Source organism: Peribacillus sp. SIMBA_075 (assembly GCF_046534585.1).
On the sequence record NZ_JAWRYN010000006.1, the window covers coordinates 84,924 to 105,999 of the forward strand.

The following is a 21,076-nucleotide window of genomic DNA, read 5'->3' on the forward strand; positions in this document are numbered from 1 at the left end:
GACAAAGACCTTAAACTTCAATTTTGTTGCTTGAGCCAACCTATGTAGAATCTAACAGGTTATCTAAAAGGGGGATATTCATTATGAAAAAGCAAAAATTATTAATTAATGGTGAGAGACTGAGTCATACGCTCGAGAAATTTGCGGATTTTGGACGGACAGAAAACAACGGAGTCACACGGTTATCCCTGTCCGAGGAAGATCGGTTAGTCCGTGATTACTTTTGCTCCTGTTGTAAAGAATTGGGGATGACCATTAAGGTTGATGACATGGGGAATATTTACGCTACTTTAACGGGACTTGAAGACAAACCGCCAATTGTTTTGGGATCACATATGGATACCGTGAAAAAAGGCGGGCGGTTTGATGGTATCTTGGGTGTAGCTGCCGGCTTGGAAGTCGTGCGGACGCTGGTGGAAAATAATATCCAGCCTAAAATTCCGGTAATGATCGTCAATTTTACGAACGAAGAAGGAGCCAGATTCGAGCCTTCCATGATGTCATCGGGAGTTCTATCAGGTAAATTCGAGAAATCCATCATGCTGCAAAAGACGGATAGTGAAGGAACCACTTTCGAAAGTGCCTTAAATGCCATTGGATACGCAGGAAATGAAGAGTCCCGTTTAAAAGAAGCGACTGCATTTCTAGAATTGCATATTGAACAAGGGCCCATTCTTGAACGTGAATCGTTAACGATCGGTGTCGTTGAATGTGTCCTTGGAATGGTGTGCTATGAAATAGAAGTTACTGGAGAATCCGATCATGCGGGAACCACCCCGATGATTATGAGAAAGGATGCTTTCTTCACTGCGAATAGCTTGATTATGGAGGCTCGTCAGAAATTAGGCATGCTTGATGACGATTTGGTTTTTACGATTGGAAGGGTAAATGTGTTTCCTAATATCCATACGGTTATCCCTAATAAAGTAGTTTTTTCGCTAGAAGCAAGGCATAAGGATTTCAAGGTCATCGAAAAGGTGGAGGAAGTCATTGAAGGCCTTACAACCACAGGTATAGAAGGAGGCTGTGACATTCAAGTGCAAAAATTATGGGACAGGGATACCGTTTGGTTCGATAAATCAATTTGCAATTTGCTCGAGCAATCGACCAATTCATTAGGTCTACCATATAAAAGAATGGTGAGCGGTGCTGGACATGATGCTCAGTTTATAGCTAGTTTTATACCGACTGCCATGGTTTTCGTACCAAGCATCAAAGGTAAAAGTCATTGTGAAGAGGAACTTACTACTTGGGAAGATTGTGAAAAAGGCGTCAATGTAATATTGGAAACGGTCCTTGCCATACAGTCCAATTAAGGCGAATATATGTTTTGTTGAAAGAAGGAAATGTCCGTAACTAACGTTTATGCTATCAAACCATCAGTTTTGTATGTAAGTCGACTTGACTGATGGTGATTCCATGTTAAGAACCTAACAAGGGGAGGGTATTATTTGAATGCTATTAAGCTATTGCTTTTTGTTCCATTCATAGGGTTCTTGGGTTTATTGCCCTATGCAAATAAAATAGAACCGTACATATTGGGAATGCCTTTTTTGTTATTTTGGGTTGCATTTTGGATGGTGATGGCTTCAGTAATTTTAATGATTGTCTATAAGTTCGATCCTGATAATAAAGGGAGTGATCCTGAATGAATATCTCATTACTCATCATTTCCATCTTCTTGGTGCTCGCACTTTATTTAGGGATCAAAGCAAGAAAAGGGAAGGATATGGATATGGAGCAATTTGCCGTAGGGGGCAGGGGCTTCGGTACATTCTTCATTTTTCTGCTGATAGCAGGTGAAATTTATACAACTTTCACATTTCTGGGCGGAAGTGGGTGGGCTTACTCAAAAGGCGCGGCTGCTTATTATGTTCCCGCCTATATATTCTTAGCCTACGTCCTATCGTATTGGCTTGTTCCTAAAATATGGAGATACTCCAAACGCCATTCCATTATCTCTCAGCCGGAGTATTTTGCATCTAAATACAAGAGCCGATCAATGGGGATGATCGTGGCCGTATTGGGAAGCCTAGCTCTCGTTCCGTACATAGTCATACAGCTCAAAGGATTAGGCATCATTGTTTCAGAAGCATCTTATGGAGCGATTTCACCAGTTGCTGCAAGTGTTATCGGTGCTGTAGTCGTAACTACTTATGTAATGATTTCAGGCATTCATGGGTCAGCATGGACTGCGATACTAAAAGATTTCATGATTTTGGTTGTCGTTATCTTTTTGGGGATTTACATCCCATTTCATTACTTTGGGGGCATACAGCCAATGTTCGAGACAGTCCAAGCGGCAAAACCGGAAATGTTAGTTTTGGCGGATCACGGATTGAGTCAGTCCTGGTTTGTGTCCACCGTTTTGCTGAATGCACTGGGATTTTATTTACTGCCACAAACTTTCATGGTCGTTTTATCGTCGAATGGTGAAAGAACCCTTCGCAAAAATGCCATTGCGTTACCCTTATACACACTGTTACTGCTTTTCGTCTTTTTCATAGGATATGCAGCTATCATGGAAATCCCGGGCTTACAAGGAGCAGATGGAGATCTATCACTGTTAAGGCTGGCGATTCAAACATTCGATCCATGGGTGATAGGGTTTATCGGAGCTGCAGGTTTATTGACTGCCCTTGTACCGGCTTCAGTCATGCTAATGGCTGCATCGGTAGGTCTGACAAATAGTTTTTTCAAAGTTCTGGTACCTTCTGCGAGTGAAACACATCAATTGATCGTCTCAAGATTAATTATTATTGGTATCTCAATAATCGCTTTAATTGTTACGGTAACAGGCGGCGAGGCTTTGGCCATCTTGAATATCATGTCATATAGTTTAATAACCCAACTGGCACCTGCCTTGTTTTGCAGTTTACCAAAAAATAATATAATTAATAAGTATGGTGCTATGACAGGAATTTTGGCAGGCGTCCTAATCGTTCTATATGCGACAATTGCAGATGTTAAGGTAGCGACATTCCTGCCGGGTATACCGCATGTAATTAATGATATCAGTACAGGTGTCATAGCTTTGTTAATTAATATACTAGTAACATTCATTGTAAGTGCACTGACTAAACATATCGCTATGCAAGAGAATGAAATGAATGATTTGAATAAGATATCCTGATTTCGTTTAATCAAGTTTTCCATGGGGATTACTGACAGGATGAACTGGTAGGGCATGATTTGGGAGGGATTTCGTGAAAATTAACATAACGGCTTGCCAATTCCGTGTAGAAAATGTGTCAACTTTCAATGAATTTCAGAAACAGGTGGAAGAATTGATCAACCAAGTTCCCGAAGACTCGGATTATATCATTTTTCCTGAATTGTTAACTATCGGGTTATCAGCGACCTTTGGAATACAGGATGCTTCATCCGTTATGAGGATTGATGAATATACCAATCAATATAAAGAACTTTTCAGGTCAATTTCAAGAAAAAGAAAGCAGATCATTATTGCGGGCACGCATCTGGAACGCCGCGATAATGAATACTTCAATATTGCATACATTTTTGATAGAAACGGATCATACGTTGAGCATAAAAAAACTCATATCTTTCCTGCTGAAGCAAATTGGTGTACCTCTGAAGGCGATGATCTGGAGGTTTATTCCATTGGTCCGGTTAAGATTGGAATAGCAATATGTTATGAAGCGGAGATACCTGAAATTTCAAGAATATTATCTGTGAACGGGGCCGACATCATTTTTTGTCCATCATACACGTTTACAGAGGCTGGTTTTTGGCGAGTTCGCCATTGTGCACATGCACGTGCAATCGAGAATCAGGTATATTTTGTTCATTGCCCCACAGTTGGTGAACCAGGGGCACCCCTGCCGGACGGATACGGTCGTGCCAGTATACTTAGCCCCTGTGACAGTGCTTGGCCAGCAAATGGTATAGTAGTTGAGGCTGAAATGAATGAACATACCATTATTACGGGTACGGTCGATATGGACGAACTTTATGAGAATCGAAAAAGTGGTGCAGCAACCACTTTCAATGATCGTAATCGCAGAAAAGATATGTATGAGAAGTATGTGCCTTATGAGAAGCTGTATTAATCGGTTGGAAAAGACTTATTAATACAATAGTTTCTCAGTTTGTAGACAAAAGGGGTTTGGAATTAAAACATCCCGAACCCCTTTTTGAAATTCCCTTTGCATTTTGCTCAATATTAAGGAATTGGGTCTCTACGAGCCCACTATGTTAGACCATTTTTGGACCTTACCATGTCCAATTGGCCATCTTCTTTACATCCATGGCAGCGAAAGTGAGCATCCCCTGCTCGACAATTTTTTAAATCACCTTAAAGTAGTCCAACGCATGCCATGCTTTTCTTTTGTATCTGCGAAAATACGCTCAATAGTTTCTTTACGTTTCGGATAGATAGGTTTTACATCTCGATGTTGACGCAGATAATCTGTTTCTTCCATATAATCTTGCCAAATATGACGTGTCACTACTTTTTGATGGTCTTTACTTTCGGTACACTTTGATAAAAATGGGCATGCCATACAAATGTATTTTGGTGATTTGTACTCGCGATAGCCCTCTTTATTCGTTGTTGAGTACTTTAAAATCTCGCAGAAGAATCCTTCTTTTGTTCGAGGACGTGTAAACGGTAAAGCCAGTGTTATTTTATGACCAAATAGATGGCTTGTAATCGCCGGTGTTTTATAAGCTGCATCTGAGGCAACTGCTTCTGGTTTCCCAGCTTTTTCTTAAAGTCGTCCTTGTTACGCGCGTGTTTCCTTGCGATCGATTTTCTTTTCAAATTTCCGCTTATTCGCACTGGCTTTCACATGTGTGGAATCAACAAATACTTGTTCTGCATAATGGGTCAATTCGTCTTAACCGAAAGCCATTACCTATTTTATTGCCGGAGGAATCGAGAATTAACTTAATATACGAAATATATTGTCAAATGCATATTGCATATAATAGAATATATGTAACCATTTCATATTGTAATAATATAGATAGACACCCTATTTATACCTGTTACGATGTCTGTAATGGCAGGAGGCACAAAAGTATGTTTCATCAGAATACAGTATATATAGTCGGCGAATCGAAGGCAGCTTCTAATAACCCTATTACACAGCAATTCAACTGCTTTTTTATCGGGTTCGTCATTGATAGTGATACACATGAAATAGTGGATGTGGAATGCTCGACAACGATATCGCTTACATCAAGGTTCATTCAATCCATGTTAGTGGGCAAATCCATTCTTCGACCCGATGAATTGGAGAAAGAAATTGAGAAACGTTACTTTGGGTCATCTCAGAAAGCACTGGCCGTCGCTCTAAGAAATGCGAGCATTAAATATCATCAACTTTATAAGTTATAGCTGCTTCATTTGTTATTCGCAATTGAAATCCAGCTGTTAAAGAGTGTGTAGGAGCTCTTTGGCAGCTGGATTTTTTTATGTAGGGCTTCGTTAGGCTTCACTGTCGAATTTTCATCTTCTGCTTATTGTCTTTTTACCGAAGATGAAAATGACATTTTAGTTTAACAGAATCCCTTAAATATAAGGAGGTATGGGAAATGATTCAAGATGGTGTGATGTTTGTCTGTTTTTTATTGGCATTTACTGCCGTGATTGCGGTAGCGGAAAAAAAGATAGGAGGAAAGTTCTTCAAGTATGTTCCTGGTATTGTCCTTATTTATATTGGAGCTGCTCTGATGAAAACATTTGGGGTATTTTCAGATAGTGAATCAGTCGAAAGTGCATATAGCACCATACGTGGCCTCCTGCTGCCCGCCATGTTGATGCTCATGCTTTTGCAATGCGATATGCGAAAAATAATCAGACTTGGACCAAAGATGCTTTTAACTTTTTTTGCCGCTTCATTCAGTATCATCGGCGGGTTCACTCTTACTTACGTTTTAATGAATGGTTTTTATGCGGAAGGAACATGGAAGGCATTTTCTGCTTTAAGCGCAAGCTGGACTGGGGGATCTGCCAATATGGTGATCTTGCAAGGCATACTCGATGTCCCTGAAAATATTTTTGGCTATGCGTTAATCATGGATACAATCAATTATTCCATTTGGGTCATGTTCTTGTTTTGGCTGGTGCCTCTTGCAGGAAAATTCAATATTTGGACTAAAGCGGATACATCTTTCATTGATCAAATGACATCCGAGCTTGAAGCAGGGGAAACCGCCAAGACGGAATTTGGATTCGTGGAATTGATTGGTTTCTTGGCACTTGCTTTAATTGTATCAGCAGGGGCAACCAAAATTGGGGAAAGCCTGCCAGTACTGGGTGCCGCTGTGAATGGAACGACTTGGACGATCATCATCGCTTCGACTGTAGGTTTAATTCTGGCAGTCACAAAGGTTGGACGTATTGCCGGTTCCATGGAAATTTCAAAAGTCATGCTTTATATAGTCATTGGTTTAATTGCTTCCCATGCCGATTTTTCACAGCTGTTTCAAGCACCTGTGTATATTTTTTCCGGTTTTATGATTCTATTCTTTCATGGATTGATCATGGTCATTTTGGCCAAAATCTTTAAGTTGGATCTATTTACAATGGGAGTTGCCTCATTGGCCAATATAGGGGGTGTGGCATCAGCCCCTATATTGGCAGGTGCATTCAACCGTGCGCTAATACCGGTCGGGATTTTGATGGCTGTACTCGGCAGTCTTCTGGGTACCTATTTTGGAATTCTAACATCATATATACTCTCAAGCTTTTAAGGAAGGGTTGTTAATATGAAGATTGAAAGTTTACAAGTATCTGTGGAAACCTTGCCGCTTGTCAAGCCATTCAAAACTGCATTACGTACAGCAATGGAAATTGAAAATATCATGGTTTCGGTGAAGTTGGAAGATGGAACGGAAGGTTTGGGGGCAGCGGCCCCTACAGTTGCCATAACAGGTGATTCTGCAAATGGAATCATGACCATCATTGAAGAAGTGATCACGCCACATCTAATTGGCCGCGACATCGAGAATATCAACGCATTGTCTCAGCTAATCCAATTATCCTGTGTAGGAAACACAAGTGCAAAAGCTGCTGTTGAAATCGCCTTATATGACGCAGTCAGCAAACGATGGCGGCTCCCTTTATATCAATATCTGGGTGGTAAATCAAATGTCCTGAAAAATGATATGACAATCAGCGTTGATGAACCCGAAGTAATGGCAAAGGCGGCATTGTCCCTCATCGATTGCGGATTCTCGACAATGAAGATAAAGCTGGGGAAAGACTGGAAGAGTGACGTAGAGCGGGTTGCCTGCATTCGTGCTGCTGTTGGCGATCAAGTTATTATCAGGATTGACGCAAATCAAGGGTGGACAACAAAACAAGCAATTTCAATCATTCATGAACTCGAGGAAAGGAAGCTGAACGTTGATTTGGTGGAGCAACCCGTGCAAGCCCATGATATCGAAGGTTTAAAAGAAATAAAGAGGTGCGTCCAAGTGCCCATCATGGCCGATGAAAGTTTGTTTTCCCCTCGTGATGCCATGAGGCTCCTGAATGAACATGCTGTTGATTTCCTTAATATTAAATTAATGAAAACAGGAGGCATCCGACGCGCACTTCAAATCGCGGATTTGGCAGAAGCAGCCGGGGTGGAATGCATGATCGGCAGTATGATGGAATCATCCGTGAGCGTAGCAGCCGCGGCTCATCTAGCAACCGCCCATCCAAATATAACGAAGATTGATTTAGATGCACCATTATGGATTAAGGATGAACCATTTGAGGGCATTCGATTTGCGAAAGATCAACTTCTCGTTTCCGAGAAACCTGGACTAGGAGTCAAGAGGAAATCCTCATTTACTCAATAAAAACTATTTCGAAAGGGTGATTATTTTGAAAAGGTTAACAGTTTTAGTGATATCTTTATTTACTATCGGTATTTTAGTATTCAGTCCCAATGAAGCTAGTTCAAGAGAGAAGGAGAGAATTGCCTATGTAGATGTAGCTGTGGCCACTCTTTGGACGGAGCCGGGATTATTAAGGGACATCGATGCCCCTTCTGCATCGAATCCCGTCGATTTGAATGCATGGATACACTCCATGAATTATGAAGACAAACTGTGGCTTGTGGGTAACCTGGAAACCCAAGCATTATATGGTTCTAAAGTGACCATTCTTGAAGAGCGGGGTGAATGGGTGAAAGTTGCTATTGCCAATCAGCTGACACCCCGTAATGATGCAGGTTATCCTGGATGGATGCCAAAAGGGCAATTGAAATCAGGAAAATCCTTAGAGAAGCAGTTTAATAGAGGGTTTGCCCTTGTAACAGCTCCAAAGACTTGGCTTTATTCGGATTCGAAAAATCGGTCAAAATTCATGGAGGTCAGCTTCGATACACGCCTTCCGCTATTACAGGTGAAAAAAGATAAAGTGAAGGTGATGACACCAAGTAATGGAGCAAAATGGATAGAAACGAATGACTTGTCCGTTTATCAAGACGAAAGTCAAATTCCAGTTCCAACCGGTAAGGACATTGTAGAATCAGGGAAAGATTTTTTAGGACTTCCTTACCTTTGGGCTGGAATGTCCGGTTTTGGATTTGACTGCTCTGGCTTTACCTATACCATGTACCATGCTAACGGAATAACGATCCCAAGGGACTCTTCCATTCAGGCGCTTCATGGTAAAAAGGTGGAACAGGAAAATCTTCAACAAGGCGATTTACTATTTTTTGCCTATGATAAAGGAAAAGGTAAGGTGCATCATGTTGGAATGTATATTGGTGACGGGAAAATGATTCATTCTCCAAACAGCTCTACACATGTAAGGATAGATGAAATAAAAACATCGGGATACGGAGAGGAATATGCCGGAGCAAGAAGATATATCGATTGATTTTAAAAAAGCCTAAGAGCACCGAGCTCTTAGGTTTTTTCGTATTTAAAACAAGATTTTTCAAGCGTTAGAATTAGCAATGAACACAGCTGTGTTTTTTTTAACAAAATAAATTGAATTGGCTACTACCTAGGTTTTCGAATTACATATATCAATAAGGTAAAATATGGTATAATTAATTACGGAATTTTCATTATATTATAATATTAGGGGTTGCAAATGATGATCACTTTTCCCAAACCTAATGTTGAGCAACCTAAAAAATAACGATTCGATCTCCAGGCCATCATAGGAAGGGAATGTAATGAACACCAGTTGCTTCTCAACCGGACTAACTGCAAAATCAGCAATGGAAAAAGTTCGTAAATTTTATTCTATCGTCTCTTAATTCTATTTCTCCCCTTGGAATTTTCACCATTGGATAGCCAAAGTAATTCTTTATTTCATTTTCAATAATCCTTCCTCCTAATAACCATGATTTTGAAAATTTTACCACGATAAAACCCATTAATTCAATATAAAAATTACCTTTGTTTTTACAATAAGGCTGTTTTCACATCCTTTGTTGCTATTTACCAGGTAGTGAGTTGTGGTTGATTTCCCCTCCAGATGCTCGCTTTCCTTGGTGCGGGCGGTGAGCCTCCTCGGCGTAAACGCCTGTGGGGTCTCACCTGTCCTGCTGCTCCCGCAGGAGTCTCGCACTTCCGCTCCAATCAACCTTAAATAGTTTCGTTTTAAAAACAACAATCCTTACGAAAAGAGCCTACAATAAACAGCGTATATCTAGATTCAAAAACCAATTAAAATAAAGCAAAGACGGTTTAAAATATTTTGAATAACAACTCTTTTTGGTAAGTGAAGGCAAAAAAAAAGGGGGGGTTTTTCATTCGTTTGACTAACTCACCTTCTTTAGTAGACGGGATTTTTGAATCAATTGGGATTGAAGAACATTAATTTTCTTGGTGTATGCCACTTAAATTTCGCCCTCATTCAATCTATATTAATAAGTTTGTAGTTCATGGAATACAAATTATAAGTGAAGTTTCGATACTTTTAAAATATGGGGGAGAGCAAATGAATGAGTTTTTGGAGAAAACAGCAAGGTTCGAGCACCGGTTTTGGCTGCAAATCTTAGGAGACCATTCCAGATTCATCCATGAATCTTTAGCTCCGGTTGAAGTGGAAAACATTGAAATTGCTTCAGAATTCATTCAAGTATTTGATACTCTACTTGGTAAAGCCAATTCTGAAGAGATTTCTCAACTTACTGTCATGGCAGAAGAGGAAGTTTTAAGACTTCGGGAGTTTAAGCTAAACCTTTTAAAAGAACATCTGGTAGGGAAAATTAAAATACATCTTTCACCTACTTTCATTAATCATATGGTGAACGAATTGGAAGAATATTTAAGATTATTGAAATACTTCAATGCAAATCAAATGCCGCCGGTTTTTCATGAACTCCATCATCATTTGGTTTGGCTGTTAGATGCAGCAGGGCATGCAGGGGCAATATCATCCAACATGGACGATGTTGAAAAAAGATTAAAAGAGAAAAGTGACCAATATAAAAAACATTTTAATGATTATTATTTAAAAGCAGTTGAATTGGCTGGATATTTACGAACAAATCTGTCAACATTCCCGGCATTGGAAAAAATGAATGCGGACGTCAAATTGGAAATGAAACTCTTTCAGCACTTTCTGCTTGAATTGGAGGAACTTGAGCTTAGTGCGCAGGCTCTTGGAACGTTTTCCCCATTAATGGCAGATCATATGTGGCGTGAAGAATGTTATTATTTAACGAAACTGGCAGAATCGACAAACACGGAAAAGCCAAACTGCGATCCAGCGAAACCGAGGCTAGTTGAATAAAAAAGTACCTCATGGAGCCCTTTCTTTAAACGGGCTCTTTATATGTGCTTTCCTTAAGGGATGTGATTTATAAAGGAAGTTAATTCCTATCCTTATGTTATACTAGAAGAACTAAAATTAATTATAGAAGTATAGGAGTGCTGAAAGATGTTTGGAAATTCTTCCAATTTGACAGATGGCATTTATTTTGGAGAATCGTTACCACAACAAATCGCTAAACACATTTTAAAAAAAATCATTGAAGGTGAAATAGAAGCTGGAGAGAAAATCGTCGAAGAAGACATTTCCAAAGAATTGAACACTAGCCGTGCACCCGTACGGGAAGCCCTATATCTATTGCAGGTCGACGGTATTGTTGAGAGGATGCCGCGGCGGGGAACGATCGTCAAGCCATTTTCACAAAAGGAAATCATTGAATATAATGATGTTACGATCGGGTTGATCCAGATGGGCATTGATTTTTCCCAAGGGAAGTGGCATGCAGAAAATAAGCAATCATTACAAAGGCATTTGGAAAGTGCAACCGATGAGTGTGAAAATAGGAATGTAATCGAGTATCAAAAAAGGGCAACACAGATATTTCGCTATATTTTTTCAATCGCTAATAATAAAGCATTATCAAGATTTTTTGAAGAAGCCAGTCATATCCTCATGGTTTTTGCCCAAAGTCAATGGAATACGGAAACGATGGAAAACTTCCATTACAGATTAAAAATGTCCATTGAGGCCATTCTAGAAGATGATTTCGTTAAAGCAAAAAATGAAATTCATGAAGCCTTGAGCCGTGGAGTGATGTAGAGTCTTTGACTCTAAAACCAGATTGTCGACAATCGACAAAAATAATGTTATGATGTAATCGTATTCAAACAAGAATATCATCACCGAGATTAAAGTGAGATGGGAGGATATTATGCAAGCATTCGATTTTACAGAAAAAGTAGCAATTGTTACCGGCGGCGGCGGGGGTATCGGCCGGGCAGCGTCTATTACACTTTCAGAAAATGGAGCCAAAGTGGTTGTTGTAGACCTTTCCGAAGAGGCTGGCCTGCTAACGGTAAATAAAATCAAAGAAAACGGCGGCGAAGCGAAATTTGTAAAGGCCGATGTTACAAAGGAAGACGACATTAAAAATTATGTTCAAAAAACGATAGATTCCTATGGCAAAATCGATATTTTCTTGAATAATGCCGGGTGGGAAGGCAAAATAATGCCTCTTATCGATTATCCTACTGAGGTTTTCGATCAATTAATGTCAATAAATGTACGCGGCGTTTTCTTGGGCTTAAAACATGTATTGCCCCATATGATTGAACAAAAAAGCGGGGCAGTCGTGAATACAGCTTCCGGAGCGGGTTTACTGGCAACGCCAAACATGGTGGCGTATGGCGCAAGTAAACATGCAGTTCTTGGAATGACGAAAACAGCTGGTGTCGAGGTTGCTCCACATGGTGTCAGGGTGAATGCGGTCTGCCCAGGTGTCGTCAACACGGCTATGATGCGGTCGATTGAAAGCGGATTTGGCCAAGGTGATTCCGCTGCAGCAGAAACGGCTAGAAAACAGTTGGAAGCAACGACTCCGGATGGCCGGTATGCTGAGCCTGAGGAAATCGCAAATCTAATGATGTATCTAGTATCCGATCTTTCCAGCCACATTACGGGTCAAGAACTTGTAATCGACGGAGGGGCCATTTTAATCTGATAAGTAAAAAACTTTATAGGGGGACCCATAGATGAGTTTAAAAGGAAAAGTCATAATAATTACAGGAGCGGGCAGCGGAATTGGTAAGGAAACGGCATATAAATTAGCTGAACAGGGAGCTATTGTCGTAGCGGCTGATTATAATGATGTTGCCGCTAAGGAAACGGCTGAATCTATTCAACAAAAGGGAGGCACGGCATCTTTTGTGAAAGTGGACGTAGCTAAAGCGGAAGAAGTGGAAGCGATGGTCGAAGCAGCAATTGCCAATCATGGCACCATCAATGGCATATTCAACAACGCTGGAATTGGACTAGTAAAACCATTTTTGGAAATGGATCCAGAATCATATCACAGAGTCGTTGATGTTGACCAACACGGCGTATATTATGGCATGTATTATGCAGCAAGGAAGATGGTGGAGCTTGGTGTAACTGGGGCAACGATCGTTAATACCGCTTCTATATATGGGACAATGGTTTCAATTGGCAGCTTTAATTACCATGCCGCAAAAGCTGCAGTCATCGCCATGACTAAATCCGGTGCCATTGAACTTGCGCAATATGGGATTCGTGTCGTCGGCGTTGCACCAGGTTTCATCGAAACGCCGATCATTGGTGAAGATCCAGAGTTCCTGGACAGTTTGGCACAACTTCATATGAGGAAAAAATTGATTCAGCCAGAAAAAGTTGCTGAAGTTGTAACGTTCTTGTTCTCTGAAAAAGCGGACGCCATTAATGGACAAGTCATCCCTGTTGATGATGGATTCTTAAGCTTTAAAGGATAATTATAATCAAAGGATTTTCGAGATACCTTAAAAAGGGAGTTTTGACAAATGAACGAACGATTCGATGACAAAGTTGTAATCATTACTGGGGCAGGATCAGGGTTAGGACAAGCAGCCGCATTGGAATTGGCTAAAGAAGGGGCTAAACTTTCATTAGTTGATTTAAACGATGCATCTTTGGAAGTGACAAAAAAATTAATCTTGGAAATTGCACCAAAATCGGACGTGCTTCTGGTCACTGCAGATGTATCGGATGAAGAAGCAGTAAAGAACTATGTAGACCAAACAGTCAGCAAGTATGGAAGAATCGATGCATTTTATAATAATGCGGGTATCGAAGGTAAACAAGCCCCTATGGCTGAATACGATAGCAAAGTTTTCAACAAAGTGACGGACATCAATATCAATGGTGTGTTCTATGGTATGAAATACATTCTGCCAATCATGAAAGAACAAGGATCAGGGGCAGTTGTGAACGTGGCTTCCGTAGGTGGAATTCGTGCTGTGCTTAACCAAAGTGCTTACGTTGCGAGTAAGCATGCTGTTGCAGGCTTAACGAAAACAGCTGCCATAGAATATGGTCAATATGGAATCAGCATAAATGCCATTGCACCAGGAGTTATCTTAACGGCAATGGTAGAAGGTTCATTCAGGCAAATAGGCGGGGAAAATTGGGAAGAAGCAATGGCGGATTTCGTCAGTGTGAATCCTAAGAAACGCTTTGGTAAACCTGAAGAGGTCGGCCGTTTAGTCGCCTTCCTATTATCAGGGGAATCGGAGTTCATCAACGGGGCTGTCATTCCGATTGATGGCGGACAATCTTCACAATACTAAACGTGTAAAGGGAGTGACCGTATTAGGTCACTCCCTTTTTAATCGTATCCTTTTATTTTATGACCAAATGAATTCAAATTTTAAAAATCAGAAACGAAATAAGAACCATTAGAATAGTAACGGAACTCATAAAAAAACGCCATATTAAGGCGCATAACAAACATTAAAGAAACCAATCGTTACTTTTCTTTATCATGAAGCTTGTCTTCATATTCAGTTTCCAACATACCATACAGACCATTCATTTCTTGTTCATCCGGATCTGCCCCAAACTCGTTTCTATATTTTTTCTTTTTATCATCAAGGATTTCTTCTTTTTCATTCTTCCTGTCCATACATATCACCTCCAACCAATAGGGTGTCTCATTGTCCAAATAAATATACTAAAGTGACTCAGGTACTTTTAGGATTTCTTGCGGCTAAGTTCAGAGATTATAGATAGAATACCAATTTCATTATCCTGAACATTTAATGATATTCTAAATAGTTATTACTCTTACTATTTGTTAAGATATAAATATATAACCTAGAGATAACGGAGAGAAAATGTGAAGAAGAAACGAAAGAGATCTAAGAATGTTTTTGTCATTTTCATCCTGATTTTTGCATTTTTGCTTATAAAGGAGATCATGAAAAGCCCATATTCCGAAAATGTTTCCACATCAGTAAATTCGCTTGATTCTTTTGCGAACGTAAAAAAGTATAGTACACTTCTCCGCGACGAGCTGTCTAAATACGGACTTGAGGAGCATACTTCGACATTGATTGCCTTGATGCAGCAGGAAAGCCGAGGACGGGGCGGTGATCCAATGCAGGCATCTGAGTCGGCGGGGCTTGACCCGAATACAATCACAGATCCAACGGAAAGCATTAAGTATGGAGTGAAACATTTCAATAGGATCAATGAATATGGCAATGAAAAGGACGTGGATTTTGCTACGATCATTCAAGCTTATAACATGGGAATTGGTTATATTGATTTCGTTGCAAATAAAGGGGGCAAGCATACTGAAGAGCTTGCGAAGAAGTTCTCCCTGCTTCAGGTCGAAAAAAACCCTACCCTCTATGATTGCGGCGGAGACAAAGAGAATTTCCGATATCCATATTGCTACGGTGACTACTCATACAGTGCAAAGGTAACGAAGAATATCGATGAACTTGACAGTATATCGGCACAAGCCGATGGGGAGTGAGGGGGAACAAAAAGCCTACTGAATGAAGCAGGCTTTTTGTTCATGGTAATGCTACCTCTTTTGCGGAGTTCAAAGAATCAAAACGATTGTCATTTATTGTTCAACCATGGAAGGAGGTCGTTATGTTTATAGAGTTTCCCGGATTCCTCAATGATTTGTGAAAGAAGGATATCAATGGAATCAAGTAAAGAGTTTAAGGCTTGTTTAACAGAACCACTCTCAAATTGCTCTAAGGGCACAGGTAACTCTTCCTCGTCCAAAATAAAATGTGACCCATCAGGAAGCACCATGATATCAATGATCAAATCCTCAAAGGATAACAACTTATCCGCCATATATGTATTTTTTACAATATTAAAATAGGAACCTAAATAATTGCCTTCATTATCTCTCCAAATGTATAAATTATAAGGGCGGTCTTTCCAATAATAAGCTATCGTATAACTTCCAATGGGTATGTTTAATTTTATAGGACCCGCTTTCATCGTGAACGCATCCATGATTTCATGAAAAAGCACAACATGATGATTTTGTGCGTTTAATAGCAAACAGGTATGTTCTACAACTAAAGAGTCATAGCGGATTTTTCTTTCAATTATTTCATTGCCAAGTTGAAGTGCTGTTGTATATATTTTGTCCATCATTTTATTTCTCCCTTAAAAACCATCTAGATCATTAGCCATTTGTTTCTTTTCTGCTTTGGTAAATATCAAAACCCAATTTCACAAGTACCGAGAAATTAGGTGTTAACTATTTCAAAATCGTTCACTCTTCTGCCTAATCAGAATGTTGTTTATTGGAACTTATCCTTGATACGCCTGCTCTAAAGTTTTAATGTCAATTTTCTTCATTTGGAGCAACGCCTTCATCATTCTTTCCGATTTTTCAGGATTGGAGTCGTTCACCATCTCGGTTAGACTTTCTGGGATGATTTGCCATGATACGCCAAATTGATCTTTCAGCCAACCGCACACTTGCGCCTTTTCATCTCCGCCTTCCGAGAGTTTTCCCCAATAATAGTCCAATTCTTTTTGATCCTCGCAATGGATGATAAATGAGATTGCCTCTGTGAATTTGAATTGAGGACCGCCATTTAATGCTACGAATGTTTGTCCTTCCAGTTCAAATTCCACGGTCATCACAGAACCCATTGTCTTTCCATGGATTTGATTTCCTTCATTTCCATAGCTAGTGATTCTTCCGATCTTAGAATTTTCAAAGATGGATGTGTAGAACTTCGCCGCCTCTTCGGCTTGTGAATCAAACCAAAGGTTAGTTGTGATTTTTTGAATTTTGTTTTTCATGATTTTTCTCCTTTATTGTTTTCATCCTTGCTATTATGGTCAGGAAATGAGAATTGATTCGATAAGATTAAATACCTTGAAAGTACCGTTTTACTATACACCATTTATCATGAACCAAGAAAATGATATAAGGTTAGGGTATGTATCCAACCGATCATTTAACTAATCCCTTTAATCCTCGGTGATGGAAATACAAAAGGATATAGAAACTTTTCATTTGTGAAAAGTCCTATATCCAAATTTCGTTGCTCAGCTCTCGAAGTTAAATTGCCATTGGATTCCGAATTTATCCGTTAACTGACCGTAAATTTTACTCCAAAATGTTTCTTGAAGCTCCATCCCAACCTTACCGCCTTGACTAAGTTTATTAAAGATCGATTTAATTTCATCCAAATCCTTACTAACAAATGCCAAGCTGATATTATTTCCTTCGACAAAAGGCATGCCAGGAAAAGTATCTGAAAACATGATATTGCTTCCATTAATACTTAGCCTTGTATGCATGACTAAATCTTTCGCTTCTTCTGGAAGCGGAAATTCAGGATTAGGCGGTGTTTCCCCAAAGGTCATGATATTAGGTGATGCCGTTCCAAAAACCTCTGCGTAGAACTCTACTGCTTGTCGACAATTCCCATTGAAATTAAGATATGCATCAACTGACATGTACCTCACTCCTATTTTCTTATTTATTTTTCATTGCTCCTAATTGATTACTTATTACCTTACGAAAAATTCCGGTGGCTCAATCCCGAGTGTTCTGAGATAAATATATCCCTGTCCTCTGTGATGGATTTCATTTTCGAGGGCATATTGAAGTCTCTCAAAGTGGCTTTGTGAGGGTCCGAAAAAGGGATCCTTTTCAACCGCTTCAAGTGTTTCGTCGTTCATTTCCTCCCACAGTTTTCTAGTATCTTGCCTTACTGCTTCGCATGCAGATATTAGTGCCTCTTTTGTAGAAAGTGCAGCAAACGAATCTGGAAACTCCCATACACTAAGTGCAATTCCACGCATATATCCAGTTTCAATGTTCATGATTTCTTTAACCATCTCGGCGAAAGGGCGAAGCTTCTCGGCCGGTGTATAGTGAAATAATTCTTCTTCAGGAAAGGCTTCAAGTACCCGCATTGTCAATCTCCTGTTGCCTTCTAATATATTTAACAATCCTTCTTTCGATAGAAACATTATTTACCTCCTTTGATAGATACTCTATAGAAGTTCTGTGAAAAATCGAAAAGTCCTGCAAATTCCAGTATATAAAGATCGATCAGTTTTTTTAATGTAACTACCTGGGCAGATTCAAGATTATTAATGGTATGAGTATGATTCTGTAGAACATTCTTCTTCTACACTTGATGGAGTGCTAGTGACATTAAAAAAGAGAGGGTCTTTATTTCAAAAAGAGAGATAAAGTTATGTTACATTAACTGTGGAAGCGCAATTTCTGGAAGGTCATTTGAAATATGTAGGCGATAAAACTAAACAAAATTCGTAAAATATTTGACTAATGGAGCATAATCAATTTATCCTTTTTTTCTTAAGGTGTACAGGTTACAAAAACAGAAAATGATTGTTTTTAACTTTATTTTGCTTCTTAATAAGCGGAGAGAAGTTTGGTGGATATTGCTTAAATCTTACATTTATTATAGGATTCAAGTAGTCATATGTTTCCATCGCAAAATATGCTAAAAAGGGAAGAGTATCAATAATAACGGAACCAGCAGAAAGGGAGAGAAGCCAATGATTAATAAAGTCGGACAAATTATGTTATACGTTAATAACCAGGATGAGTCATTGAAATTTTGGACGGAAAAATTCGGATTTAGCGTAATTTCTGAAGAAGATAACGGCCAAGGGTTAAGATGGATTGAAATTGCTCCAACAAAGGATGCACAAACGAGTATCATCCTGCATAATAAGGAATTCATAGCTAAAATGCAGCCTGAATTAAATCTTGCTACACCCTCGTTAATGTTTTACTCGGATAATCTTGATGAATTATATAAAGACTTTTCGGAGAAGAATATCAAAGTGGGGGAACTTGTAAATATGCCATCTGGAAGAGTCTTCAATTTTGCTGATAACGAAGAAAATTACTTTGCGGTCATGGAAAAAAAGTGACTCACATAGCAAATGATTAAAAACATCAAAACGACTATGGAAACTTTTTTAGTCGTTTTGATATGTCATGACATCATGTTATATCGCTTAATACTGTATGGGTCCTATTTAGTCAGCAGGCCGTGGTCCAGCGGCAATTCCAGAGTTTTCAACAGTCATGATCGGTCGAATGGTTATATCTCCATTCACGTAAATTTGGCAGGATAAACGCAAATGATCCTCCATTCCTTTTTCCTCAAAGACCTTTTTTTCTTTATTTGTGACTTCCAAAAAATCACCTGCCAATATTTCCACTCTGCAAGTTGTACACTTAGCTTTCCCTCCACATCTGTGGAGAATATTTATACCGTTATCTTCCATCGCTAATACTAACTTTTTTCCCATTTCAACTTCAAACGTTCCTTGGTCAAATACAGTTACGTAAGGCATTTTATACCACCTCATATAAATTATAGGATATCTTCCAACGGGTCATTAACATATTTATTCTCTTACCTTGTCCATATGACAGAAAAAAATGTGAAAAAATCATTACTGATTGTTAAACCCCATTCGTAAAACAAAGTGCTTAACTCATTAGATGAATAATTAATTATCTTGAAGACAAACTTTAAGTAGATTGAAAATTATAGATTTAACAAGCTTCAAATAGGTCCAATTACGAAAATAATTATGGTTTACTTAAAAAAAGAGTGAAAAATAAAGGGGAGGCCCTGTCTGTGAATAATGGTAATTGTGATTTTTCACCAATGAAACAAGTTTTAAAAGAGGATATTCGCCAAGTAATAACGGCATTACAGGATAACTTGGAAGCAATGGGTGATGAAAATTATTGCCTTCTTGGAAATTTTGAAAAAATTAAAGAAAAGTTTGTATACATTGATATGAAAGCAGCAACATTTTATTTAAACTGTTATTTGTCACCGTTTACGGACAAATATCCCGAATTATCAACTTGCGTTCAAAATTTATCGAATTTGAGACATGGCGGGTTGATTGTGATTCAACGGGGAGATCCCCTTGATTCATTGATTCAGCCAGGTATTTCAATAGGAGCGGAGTTAACCCATTCTTTATTGGAATCGATTTTTTTTCCTGGAAATCCACTGCATGATGGTGCGGTTTTGGTTAGTCAAAACCAGATTGTTTCCGCAGCAAATGTCCTTCCGCTTTCAGACAGGTCAACCGGGGAAAAAAAACTGGGAACACGCCACCGCTCTGCTTTGGGTTTATCTGAACGGAGTGATGCCCTTGTATTGGTAGTATCAGAGGAAACAGGAAGAGTTTCATTTGCAATGAATGGGAAACTGTACCCTATTAATACACACGGGCCTATATAGAATTATTAAGACCATAAGTCACAGGGTAATTATAATGTTCCAGATAATTCACACCTGGAATATTCAATCGCGTAAATAAGTAAACGCTGGATCCTTTTTAGGCTTTTGTAATTTATAGCTTATTTTATCAGAATTACAGGTACAGAAAATTTCATGAATTAATCAACCCGGTGATTTTTACCGGGTTTTTGGTTGCTTTTTATATAAAAAAAGGCATATGATAAATAAGGAGTCTCAAGCAGATAAGTTATAAAACGAAAGAGGATTTTACATGATAACCATTAAAAGTGAACGAGAAATAAATTTGATGCATGAAGCGGGCAAACTTCTTGCTGCGACGCATAGAGAAATTGCAAAAATGATAAAACCGGGTATCACGACTTGGGAAATCGAGGAATTTGTCGATCAGTACTTGGCAGAGCATGGTGCTACACCTGAACAAAAGGGCTATAACGGCTACAAATATGCAACATGTGCCTCAGTGAATGATGTGATTTGTCACGGGTTTCCGCAAAAGAAAGCCCTAAAAGAGGGAGACATCGTCACGATCGATATGGTGGTGAACCTTAACGGCGGTTTGGCGGATTCAGCTTGGACATATGCAGTCGGAGAAGTTTCCGAAGAAGCTCGGCGCTTAATGGATGTAACCAAGAATGCTTTATACAGAGGCATTGAAGTTGCACGGGCAGGAAATCGTCTCGGGGACATCGGGCATGCAATCCAGTCTTATGCAGAAGGTGAAAAGTTTTCTGTTGTCCGCGATTTTACAGGACACGGAATCGGCAAAACCATGCACGAGGACCCAACCGTTTTACATTATGGTAAACCAGGTAAAGGCGCCCGTCTAAAAGAAGGCATGGTTATCACGATTGAGCCTATGCTGAATGCAGGAACATGGCATATGAAAATGGACCAAGACGGCTGGACGGCGAGAACGGCAGATGGAAAGCTTTCCGCCCAATATGAACATACCCTCGTCATTACAAAAGAAGATCCGATCATTTTAACGGAACAATAAAAAGGAAACGGCCAAATGAACTGCACCCCAATTGTTAGACAACATCTAATAATGAAGTGCAGTTTT

The 21,076-nt window shown here is 39.3% G+C and carries 23 protein-coding genes and 1 pseudogene; 17 read left to right on the forward strand and 7 right to left on the reverse strand.

The window, feature by feature from the left end; translation table 11 throughout:
• Window positions 1–83 precede the first annotated feature (83 nt).
• The 4 genes from SB775_RS07255 (at window position 84) to SB775_RS07270 (ending at window position 4,073) form a co-directional block, all read left to right on the forward strand.
• A complete protein-coding gene (locus tag SB775_RS07255) occupies window positions 84–1,316 on the forward strand; it encodes a Zn-dependent hydrolase (RefSeq protein WP_410861067.1) in 1,233 nt (410 codons plus the stop codon).
• 135 nt (window positions 1,317–1,451) lie between these two features.
• The gene (locus tag SB775_RS07260; protein ID WP_089362181.1) at window positions 1,452–1,652 is read left to right on the forward strand and encodes a DUF3311 domain-containing protein; all 201 of its coding nucleotides are present in this window, start codon (window positions 1,452–1,454) and stop codon (window positions 1,650–1,652) included.
• Window positions 1,649–3,133: a sodium:solute symporter family protein gene (locus SB775_RS07265; RefSeq protein WP_284470794.1), complete on the forward strand. Its 1,485-nt coding sequence runs from the start codon at window positions 1,649–1,651 to the stop codon at window positions 3,131–3,133. The genes SB775_RS07260 and SB775_RS07265 overlap by 4 nt, the downstream gene beginning before the upstream one ends.
• 73 nt (window positions 3,134–3,206) lie before the next feature.
• Window positions 3,207–4,073: a nitrilase-related carbon-nitrogen hydrolase gene (locus SB775_RS07270; RefSeq protein WP_410861068.1), complete on the forward strand. Its 867-nt coding sequence runs from the start codon at window positions 3,207–3,209 to the stop codon at window positions 4,071–4,073.
• A gap of 163 nt (window positions 4,074–4,236) precedes the next feature.
• Here the strand turns inward: SB775_RS07270 and SB775_RS07275 are convergent.
• A pseudogene (locus SB775_RS07275) lies at window positions 4,237–4,721 on the reverse strand (transposase); the annotation flags it as partial.
• A gap of 326 nt (window positions 4,722–5,047) precedes the next feature.
• Here SB775_RS07275 and SB775_RS07280 point away from each other — a divergent pair.
• The 9 genes from SB775_RS07280 to SB775_RS07320 all read left to right on the forward strand — a co-directional run bounded on the left by SB775_RS07280 (window position 5,048) and on the right by SB775_RS07320 (window position 14,037).
• Complete coding sequence (locus SB775_RS07280) at window positions 5,048–5,365, forward strand: DUF3870 domain-containing protein (RefSeq protein WP_061463166.1); 318 nt, start codon at window positions 5,048–5,050, stop codon at window positions 5,363–5,365.
• Window positions 5,366–5,562: 197 nt separating this feature from the next.
• On the forward strand, window positions 5,563–6,723 hold the full coding sequence (locus SB775_RS07285) for a DUF819 family protein (protein ID WP_061463167.1): 1,161 nt from the start codon (window positions 5,563–5,565) through the stop codon (window positions 6,721–6,723).
• Window positions 6,724–6,738: 15 nt separating this feature from the next.
• Window positions 6,739–7,821 carry a dipeptide epimerase gene (locus tag SB775_RS07290; RefSeq protein WP_089362184.1) on the forward strand — a complete coding sequence of 361 codons (1,083 nt, stop codon included), beginning with the start codon at window positions 6,739–6,741 and terminating at the stop codon, window positions 7,819–7,821.
• Between the two features lie 19 nt (window positions 7,822–7,840).
• On the forward strand, window positions 7,841–8,848 hold the full coding sequence (locus SB775_RS07295) for a C40 family peptidase (RefSeq protein ID WP_410861134.1): 1,008 nt from the start codon (window positions 7,841–7,843) through the stop codon (window positions 8,846–8,848).
• A gap of 1,074 nt (window positions 8,849–9,922) precedes the next feature.
• The gene (locus SB775_RS07300; RefSeq protein WP_089362187.1) at window positions 9,923–10,720 is read left to right on the forward strand and encodes a DUF2935 domain-containing protein; all 798 of its coding nucleotides are present in this window, start codon (window positions 9,923–9,925) and stop codon (window positions 10,718–10,720) included.
• A gap of 147 nt (window positions 10,721–10,867) precedes the next feature.
• A complete protein-coding gene (locus SB775_RS07305) occupies window positions 10,868–11,518 on the forward strand; it encodes a GntR family transcriptional regulator (protein WP_089362188.1) in 651 nt (216 codons plus the stop codon).
• A gap of 112 nt (window positions 11,519–11,630) precedes the next feature.
• Window positions 11,631–12,419, forward strand: a complete 789-nt coding sequence (locus tag SB775_RS07310) for an SDR family NAD(P)-dependent oxidoreductase (protein WP_089362189.1) — start codon at window positions 11,631–11,633, stop codon at window positions 12,417–12,419.
• A 31-nt stretch (window positions 12,420–12,450) separates the two neighbouring features.
• Window positions 12,451–13,203, forward strand: coding sequence for an SDR family NAD(P)-dependent oxidoreductase (locus tag SB775_RS07315; RefSeq protein WP_249593572.1), 753 nt, complete (start codon window positions 12,451–12,453; stop codon window positions 13,201–13,203).
• Between the two features lie 48 nt (window positions 13,204–13,251).
• The gene (locus SB775_RS07320; protein ID WP_410861070.1) at window positions 13,252–14,037 is read left to right on the forward strand and encodes a glucose 1-dehydrogenase; all 786 of its coding nucleotides are present in this window, start codon (window positions 13,252–13,254) and stop codon (window positions 14,035–14,037) included.
• Window positions 14,038–14,216: 179 nt separating this feature from the next.
• Here the strand turns inward: SB775_RS07320 and SB775_RS07325 are convergent, their stop codons facing one another.
• On the reverse strand, window positions 14,217–14,372 hold the full coding sequence (locus tag SB775_RS07325) for a DUF4021 domain-containing protein (RefSeq protein WP_100298033.1): 156 nt from the start codon (window positions 14,370–14,372) through the stop codon (window positions 14,217–14,219).
• Window positions 14,373–14,585: 213 nt separating this feature from the next.
• Between SB775_RS07325 and SB775_RS07330 the strand changes: the two genes are divergently transcribed.
• On the forward strand, window positions 14,586–15,230 hold the full coding sequence (locus tag SB775_RS07330; protein WP_061463172.1) for a lysozyme family protein: 645 nt from the start codon (window positions 14,586–14,588) through the stop codon (window positions 15,228–15,230).
• A gap of 89 nt (window positions 15,231–15,319) precedes the next feature.
• On the opposite strand, the gene SB775_RS07335 is transcribed toward SB775_RS07330, so the two are convergent.
• The 4 genes from SB775_RS07335 to SB775_RS07350 form a co-directional block, all read right to left on the reverse strand.
• Window positions 15,320–15,871, reverse strand: coding sequence for a DUF402 domain-containing protein (locus tag SB775_RS07335; RefSeq protein WP_410861135.1), 552 nt, complete (start codon window positions 15,869–15,871; stop codon window positions 15,320–15,322).
• Between the two features lie 162 nt (window positions 15,872–16,033).
• Window positions 16,034–16,534: a VOC family protein gene (locus SB775_RS07340; RefSeq protein WP_089362193.1), complete on the reverse strand. Its 501-nt coding sequence runs from the start codon at window positions 16,532–16,534 to the stop codon at window positions 16,034–16,036.
• 249 nt (window positions 16,535–16,783) lie between these two features.
• A complete protein-coding gene (locus tag SB775_RS07345) occupies window positions 16,784–17,197 on the reverse strand; it encodes a VOC family protein (RefSeq protein WP_410861072.1) in 414 nt (137 codons plus the stop codon).
• Between the two features lie 54 nt (window positions 17,198–17,251).
• A complete protein-coding gene (locus SB775_RS07350) occupies window positions 17,252–17,716 on the reverse strand; it encodes a DinB family protein (RefSeq protein ID WP_410861074.1) in 465 nt (154 codons plus the stop codon).
• A 555-nt stretch (window positions 17,717–18,271) separates the two neighbouring features.
• Between SB775_RS07350 and SB775_RS07355 the strand changes: the two genes are divergently transcribed.
• Window positions 18,272–18,652: a VOC family protein gene (locus tag SB775_RS07355; RefSeq protein ID WP_410861075.1), complete on the forward strand. Its 381-nt coding sequence runs from the start codon at window positions 18,272–18,274 to the stop codon at window positions 18,650–18,652.
• A 108-nt stretch (window positions 18,653–18,760) separates the two neighbouring features.
• Here the strand turns inward: SB775_RS07355 and SB775_RS07360 are convergent, their stop codons facing one another.
• Window positions 18,761–19,081, reverse strand: a complete 321-nt coding sequence (locus SB775_RS07360; RefSeq protein ID WP_089362198.1) for a 2Fe-2S iron-sulfur cluster-binding protein — start codon at window positions 19,079–19,081, stop codon at window positions 18,761–18,763.
• Window positions 19,082–19,371: 290 nt separating this feature from the next.
• Here SB775_RS07360 and cdaS point away from each other — a divergent pair, with 290 nt between their 5' ends.
• Both cdaS and map read left to right on the forward strand, forming a co-directional pair.
• Window positions 19,372–19,992: a sporulation-specific diadenylate cyclase CdaS gene (gene cdaS, locus SB775_RS07365; protein ID WP_410861076.1), complete on the forward strand. Its 621-nt coding sequence runs from the start codon at window positions 19,372–19,374 to the stop codon at window positions 19,990–19,992.
• Window positions 19,993–20,263: 271 nt separating this feature from the next.
• Window positions 20,264–21,010, forward strand: coding sequence for a type I methionyl aminopeptidase (gene map / locus SB775_RS07370; RefSeq protein ID WP_057277666.1), 747 nt, complete (start codon window positions 20,264–20,266; stop codon window positions 21,008–21,010).
• The last annotated feature ends 66 nt before the right edge of the window (window positions 21,011–21,076 follow it).